Below are 6,907 nucleotides of genomic sequence, written 5' to 3'. Positions count from 1 at the left end.
TGTCGCACAATCTTTGTGCGGTATTGCCGAAAATTTAAGGCAGCGTATGCTTCTGTGGCAAAGGACAGGGCACAGCCTGTCCCCTGCTTTGCAGAAACACCTGCCGTATAGAAAAGATCTGATTTACATTGCATAAAAAGATTTTATATATAAAATCTCACGAAAGGAGATCATTCATCATGCCAAAAGTAAAAGTCATGGTAAAAAATAATCAAACCGAAGTGCGGGTGCCTGTGGGAATCCGTATGCTCATTCGCCGCTGCTGTCAGGCGGTTCTGGTGGCAGAACATTTCGGGCAGGACGCAGAAGTCAGTGTCTCCTTCGTCAGCAATGCAGAGATCCGCAGACTGAACCGGATCTATCGGCAAAAAGACCGTGCCACCGACGTGCTCTCGTTCCCGCTGGGACAGGACGGGCACTATGACACCAATCAGGAAACCGGCTGTGCACTGCTGGGCGATGTGGTCATTTCACTGGAAATGGCAGTCAAGCAGGCCAACATGTACGGACACTCGCTGGAACGGGAAATCGGCTTCCTGACAGTGCATTCCATGCTGCACCTGCTGGGATACGACCACGAAACCAGCCCGCTGGAAGAACGGAAGATGCGGGAAAAGGAAGAAGAAGTGCTGGGCGAACTGGGCATTTCCAGAGAAGCCACCTTCACCAACCAGCCGGAGGATACTGACGCATGACAAAATCTGTTTTTGTGACGCTCGCCGGACACACCAACGCCGGAAAGTCCTCCCTGCTCAACGCCATTATCGGGGAAAAGATCGCTTCGGTCAGCCCGAAGCCCCAGACGACACGCACCCGCATCACCGGCATCAAGACAGTCGGGGAAACGCAAATGGTTTTCATGGACACCCCCGGTCTGCACAAGCCCACGACCAAGCTCAGCGGGCACATGCTGAAAGCGGTGAAAGATGCGGTGGCAGACATTGACGCGGTACTGTTTGTACAGGACTGCACCAAGCCTCTCTCCGAGCAGGAGGAGGAACTGCTCCGTTCGCTGGAAAAGGCAAAAACGCCCACCATTCTGGTGCTGAACAAGATCGACCTTTGCAGCGACAAGTCCAAGCTGATGGCCACCATTGCCAGGCTGAATGCGGCACACCCGTTTTCGGCGACTGTTCCTGTCAGCGTCACAGAAGCCGACGGCATCGACCTTGTGGAACAGGAAGTCATGGCTCTGGCACAGCCGGCTCCCCACTACTTCCCCGACGAAAAATTCACCGACCAGCCGGAACGGGTGCTGGCGGCAGAGATGATTCGGGAAAAGATCCTGAACCTGCTGCGGGACGAAGTGCCCCACGGCATTGCGGTTTCCATTGAACGCATGAAGGAACGGGACGACAAGGACTTGCTGGACATTGATGCCACGATCTACTGCGAACGGGAATCCCACAAGGGGATCCTGATCGGCAAAAACGGCACCATGCTCCGGAAAATCGCCACCCTCGCCCGAAAGGATCTGGAACGGTTCTTCTATATTCAGGTGAATTTACAGTGCTGGGTCAAGGTCAAGGAGGACTGGCGGAACAAGGAAGGACTGATCCACAATTTCGGTCTGGACAATCCGGAGTAACCTGCCTGTTCGTTCTCTCACGCATAAATTGCACGATTCCGGAAATCCTATCTCTATCCGAAGAAACAGGAGGAACCTGAGATATGGACGCATGGGATATTTTTTGCATGACCGGACACATTGACGACTATCTGCACTATCGGCAGGGCATGAACGCCAAGCCGCAGAACGCACCCGCAGCAAAGGAGAAGCAGACACATGGAGATCTATCGGGGACTGGTTCTGGCGGAACGCAGTGCCGGAGAACAGGGGAAGTTCATTGATGTGCTGACAGAGCACAACACAGTACAGGAGATCTATGTCCGCGGGGCGAAAAAGAACAGTTCTGCGGGACTTTCTGCGACACAGCTGTTTTCCTATGCCACCTTCAGCGTACAGAAACGCCGGAATCAGTGGTATCTGGACAGTGCCGAACCGATCCGCATCTTCTACCGGCTGCGGGAATCCCTCTCCCGTCTGAGCCTCGCCATGTATTTCGGCGAGTTGATCCGGCTTAGTGTGCGGGAACACCAGACACCGGAAGAAAACTGCTTCGTCATGCGGCTGATGCTGAACACGCTCCACTATCTGGAAAGCGGACAACGCAGCGAAGCATTATTAAAACCCATTTTTGAACTGCGGCTGATGACAGAGCTGGGTATGATGCCCGACCTGCTCATGTGCCGCGGCTGTGGGGTATTTTTACCAAAACGGCTCTATTTCTCCGTGGAAAAGGGCTGTTTTTTCTGTACCGACTGCGGTGCACCGGATTCCCCGCAGGAACCGCTCCTGCTCCGTGCACCGGTATTACAGGCGATGCGGCACATTCTCTTTGCGGATTATAACCGGCTGTTCCACTTTCAGCTGGGGGCAGAGAATTTGCAGATGCTGGGCATCTGTACGGAGCGTTTCGTCCAGTATCACCTGTCGCTAAAGCCCAAGGCTCTGACCTTTTATCGATCGATCGTGAACCCGTCCGCAGAGTAACTGCGGATTTTTGCCTTTACGGCAATACCAATATCACAGGAGTACTCCCATGAATAAAAATCTGGAAATTCTGGAATTTCATAAAATCTTAGACATGCTGGCGAATCTCTCCGCCAACGACATCACACGGGAAAAAGTTCTTGCCATTACCCCGAATCCCGACCTCGCGGAAGCCCGTGCAGAACTGGAAAAGACAAACGATGCTTTTCAGCTGTCCATACAGTTCGGTGCTCCGCCGTTCCACCGGTTTCAGGATATGCGGATGGGACTGCGGCGAGCAAAGTCCGGTGCCAAGCTTTCGCTGAAAGACCTGCTGGAAATCGCCACGATCCTGCGGCAGATGCAGTCTTTGAGTGACTGGTACGACCGCTGTGCCGGTGTGGAATCCACACTGGACGACCTGTTCAGCCAGCTGGCACCGGTGCCCTTTTTGCTGGAAAAGCTGGATCGTTCCATTCTCTCCGAGGAAGAAATTGCCGATGCAGCCAGTCCGGCTCTGGCGGAAATTCGCCGGAAGATCGGACGTTCCCGCCAGAAGCTGCGGGACACACTGGACAGCATGATGCGGCGGCAGGAGGTGCAGGACTGTCTGCAAGACAACCGTGTCACGCTCCGTGACGGACGGTTCGTACTGCCGGTTCGTGCGGAACACCGCAGCAAGATTGCCGGTCTGGTACACGACACCTCCGCCACCGGTCAGACCATTTTCATCGAACCCATTGCTGTGGTCGATGCCAACAACGACATTCGCCTGCTGGAATTGCAGGAGGCAGAGGAAATCGAACGCATCATTGAGGAACTCTGTACCGAGTGCGGCACATGGGCGGATACCATTATCCGCGACATTGCCGTTTGTGCAGACCTGAACGTGTATTTCGCCAAGGCACGTCTGGCGGAACAGATGCACGCCTTTCCGCCTACGCTGACAGACGACGGTGTGATCCTGCTGAAAAAGGCACGTCATCCGCTGATCCCCTACAAGAAAGCGGTACCGATCAGCTTCACGCTGGGCGATACTTATCAGGCTCTCATTATCACCGGTCCGAATACCGGCGGTAAGACGGTTGCTCTGAAGACCTGCGGACTGCTGACCTTAATGGCAATGAGCGGCATGCTGATTCCGGCGGCAGAGGGCAGCCGCATTTCCGTTTTCAACAATGTGCTGGCAGACATCGGCGATACCCAGAGCATCGAGCAGAACCTTTCCACATTCTCTGCACACATGCGAAGTGTCATCGAGATTCTGGAACAGGCAGACCGGCACTCGCTGGTGCTGCTGGACGAATTGGGTTCCGGTACAGACCCCATCGAGGGTGCGGCTCTGGCAGAGGCTGTCATTCAGCGGCTGAAAGACAACGGGGCAAAGCTGATGGTCACTACCCACTATCAGGAACTGAAGCTGTATGCCACCGAGCAGCCGGACGTGCAGAACGCCTCCTGTGAATTCGACATTGAAACTCTCCGCCCCACCTATCGGCTGATTCTGGGTTCTCCCGGGAAGTCCAACGCGTTTGCCATTTGCAAGGGGCTGGGGCTGTCGGAATCGATCATTGCCGCGGCGGAAACGCTGGTCAGTCAGGAAAATCTGCGATTTGAAGAAGCGGTTTCCAAGCTGGAAGAAACCCGAAAGGCTCTGGAACAAGACCGCAGTGCCATGCAGGAAGCCCTGCGGCAGGCGGAAGAAGATGCGGCAAAGCTGCGGGAAGAAGTCCAGCGTACCCGCACCGACCGCGAAAACATCATGGAACAGGCTCGGCTGGAAGCCATGCGAATCGTGGAAACCACCAAGGCACAGTCCAACGAGATGATCTCCGAACTGGATCAGCTGCGGAAAGCCAAGGAAAAGGCGACTTTCGGGGACGATGTGATCCGTGCCAAGGGCAACGTCAAGCGGGGCTTCCGGAAGATGTACGAAACCGCCAACCCGCTGACCGAGGTGCCGGACGAGGACTATGTGCTCCCGCGGGAATTGCAGGTAGGCGACACTGTCATGCTGACCGACACCAAGCAGAAAGCGGTAGTTGCCGGAAAGCCGGACAAGAACGGCACTGTCTTTTTGCAGATCGGTGCCATGCGTACCAAGGTGCCGCAGGAAAAGCTGCGGCTGGTTGCCGGTGCGGAGGAAAAGAAAAAGAGCCAGCAGAAACAGCGGCAGACTGCCGGACGGGTTTCGGCTCAGGCAGCCAGACGGGGCACCATGGAACTGGATATTCGCGGCTGTACCTGTGACGAGGGCGTTTATCAGATGGACGCTTTTCTGGACAGAGCCGTCATGTCCCACATTGCCACGGTGACGATCATTCACGGCAAGGGCACCGGACTGCTGCGAAAAGCCATTCACCAGCGGCTGAAACAGCTGAAATACGTCAAGAATTTCCGTCTTGGCACGTTTGGCGAGGGCGAAGACGGCGTGACCATTGTATCACTGGAGTAACGGCAATATGACAAATCAACGGGAAAGCATTCTCCGCTATGCCGCGGAAAATTTCGGCACCACGCCGGAATACCTGTGGAAAAGCACACCGGACGCGGCAGTTCTGCGGCACAGAGAAAACGACAAATGGTACGGGCTGCTGACGAATATTCCCGCGGAGAAGCTGGGACTGCCGTCTGGCAGAACGGTGCATATTCTCAATGTGAAGTGCAGTCCGCTGGAAACCGGTTCGCTGCTGCAAAAGGCGGGAATCTTCCCCGCGTACCACATGAATAAGACACACTGGGTCACTGTCCTGCTGGACGGCACAATGCCGGAACCGGAACTGTTCTGGCTGCTGGAAGAAAGCTACAGTCTTTCCAATGGAAATCAATTTTCATAATAGCCTCCCCTGAAAGGGGAGGGGGACCGCCGTTAGGCGGTGGAGAGGTTCTTTCGTAGAATCTTTTTATGACGTTTTCAGCATAAGTTAAAACCCCTCAGTCAGTGCTACGCACTGCCAGCTCCCCTTTCAGGGGAGCTTCACTTGTCAAATTTTATAATTTGGCACAATTTAAATCAATATATTTTTGAAAATTGATTTCCGTGAGTCTTTCCATGCCGAAACCACGGAAACGAAAAGAGGAACGTACATGAAAATCTGGAACGCGACCATACATACGATGACAGATGCCGGCATTCTGGAAAACGGCTATGTCTGCATAGAAAACGGCAAGATCACCACCGTGGAGTCCGGCAAGCCGGCGGAACTGTCGCCGGAGGATATTGATGCCGGCGGTTCGGTGCTGCTGCCGGGCTTTATCGATGCACACACCCACCTCGGCATTATCGAAAACGGCATTGCTTTCGAGGGGGACGACTGCAACGAAGCCACCGATCCTTTTACCCCGCATCTGCGTGTCATTGACGGCGTAAACCCGCTGGATCACTGTTTTGCCGAAGCACGTGCAGCCGGCATAACTACGGTGATGACTTCTCCCGGCAGTGCCAACGCCTGCGGCGGCACCATGGCGATCCTGAAAACAGCAGGACGTATGGCAGACCGCATGCAGATCGGCACCGGTGTGAAATTTGCCCTTGGCGAGAATCCCAAGAGCGTCTACAACGACAGGGACGAAACGCCGATCACCCGCATGGCGACGGCGGCAATGATACGGGAGGGGCTGGCGAAAGCACAGCGGTATCAGCAGGAACTGGACTTTGCGGAGAGCGATCCCGACGAACACATGCCGGACTACGATGCCAAATCCGAAGCACTGCTGCCCCTGCTGGAACGAGATGTGAAAGCACACTTCCACTGCCACCGGGCAGACGACATCTGCACTGCCATTCGCATTGCCAAGGAGTTCAATCTGGACTATGTGATCATTCACGGCACGGAGGGACACCTGATCGCGGACATTCTGGCGGAGGAGAATGCTCCGGTGATTGCCGGTCCGATCCTGTGCGACCGATGCAAGCCGGAGATGCAGCACCTCACCATTTCCGGTCCGTCTATAATGCAGAAAGCGGGTGTCAAGCTGGCACTGTGCACCGACCACCCTGTGATTCCCATTCAGTATCTGCCCACCACGGCGGCTCTGGCAGTCAAGGGCGGCATGCAGCGGGAAGATGCCTTATATGCCATTACTGCCGGTGCGGCGGAGATTCTCGGTGTGGAGAACCGCATAGGCAGCATTGCCGCAGGCATGGACGCGGACTTACAGCTTTATCGCGGTGATCCGTTAGATCTATTATGCGATCCATGGCTAGTAATGATTAACGGGCGGCGAGTCGCCGCTGACCCTACGCCCCAATTTCAAGAGTAAAAAGGGTAGTGTTACGGCGGCAGCAGCCGCCTGTATGCCCCTCCGGGGGATTGCGGCGAGTCGCCGCTGACCCTTCCCCCCAATTTCAAGTGTAAAAAGGGTAGTGTTACG

Annotated in this window: 7 protein-coding genes; all 7 read left to right on the top strand. The window is 55.1% G+C overall.

The annotated features are described in order from the left end of the window. Nucleotides 1-179: 179 nt before the first annotated feature. Nucleotides 180-695, top strand: coding sequence for an rRNA maturation RNase YbeY (gene ybeY, locus RUMCAL_RS12190; protein ID WP_021683240.1), 516 nt, complete (start codon nucleotides 180-182; stop codon nucleotides 693-695). Beyond that, nucleotides 692-1,588 (top strand): GTPase Era, encoded by an 897-nt coding sequence (gene era / locus RUMCAL_RS12185; protein WP_021683239.1) that lies wholly within the window; start codon nucleotides 692-694, stop codon nucleotides 1,586-1,588. The genes ybeY and era overlap by 4 nt, the downstream gene beginning before the upstream one ends. Before the next feature lie 83 nt (nucleotides 1,589-1,671). Beyond that, nucleotides 1,672-1,851, top strand: coding sequence for a hypothetical protein (locus RUMCAL_RS16020; protein WP_169726012.1), 180 nt, complete (start codon nucleotides 1,672-1,674; stop codon nucleotides 1,849-1,851). Beyond that, nucleotides 1,787-2,554: a DNA repair protein RecO gene (recO, locus tag RUMCAL_RS12180; protein ID WP_021683238.1), complete on the top strand. Its 768-nt coding sequence runs from the start codon at nucleotides 1,787-1,789 to the stop codon at nucleotides 2,552-2,554. The genes RUMCAL_RS16020 and recO overlap by 65 nt, the downstream gene beginning before the upstream one ends. A gap of 49 nt (nucleotides 2,555-2,603) precedes the next feature. Next, nucleotides 2,604-4,988 carry an endonuclease MutS2 gene (locus tag RUMCAL_RS12175; RefSeq protein WP_021683237.1) on the top strand — a complete coding sequence of 795 codons (2,385 nt, stop codon included), beginning with the start codon at nucleotides 2,604-2,606 and terminating at the stop codon, nucleotides 4,986-4,988. Nucleotides 4,989-4,995: 7 nt separating this feature from the next. Continuing rightward, nucleotides 4,996-5,370 carry an MmcQ/YjbR family DNA-binding protein gene (locus RUMCAL_RS12170; protein ID WP_021683236.1) on the top strand — a complete coding sequence of 125 codons (375 nt, stop codon included), beginning with the start codon at nucleotides 4,996-4,998 and terminating at the stop codon, nucleotides 5,368-5,370. Nucleotides 5,371-5,620: 250 nt separating this feature from the next. Further along, nucleotides 5,621-6,796, top strand: coding sequence for an amidohydrolase (locus tag RUMCAL_RS12165; RefSeq protein ID WP_021683234.1), 1,176 nt, complete (start codon nucleotides 5,621-5,623; stop codon nucleotides 6,794-6,796). Nucleotides 6,797-6,907 lie beyond the last annotated feature (111 nt).

The organism is Ruminococcus callidus ATCC 27760, from assembly GCF_000468015.1.
Lineage (GTDB): Bacteria > Bacillota > Clostridia > Oscillospirales > Ruminococcaceae > Ruminococcus_C > Ruminococcus_C callidus.
Note: the sequence above shows the minus strand (reverse complement) of the source record. Positions and strands in the feature narration are given on the sequence as shown.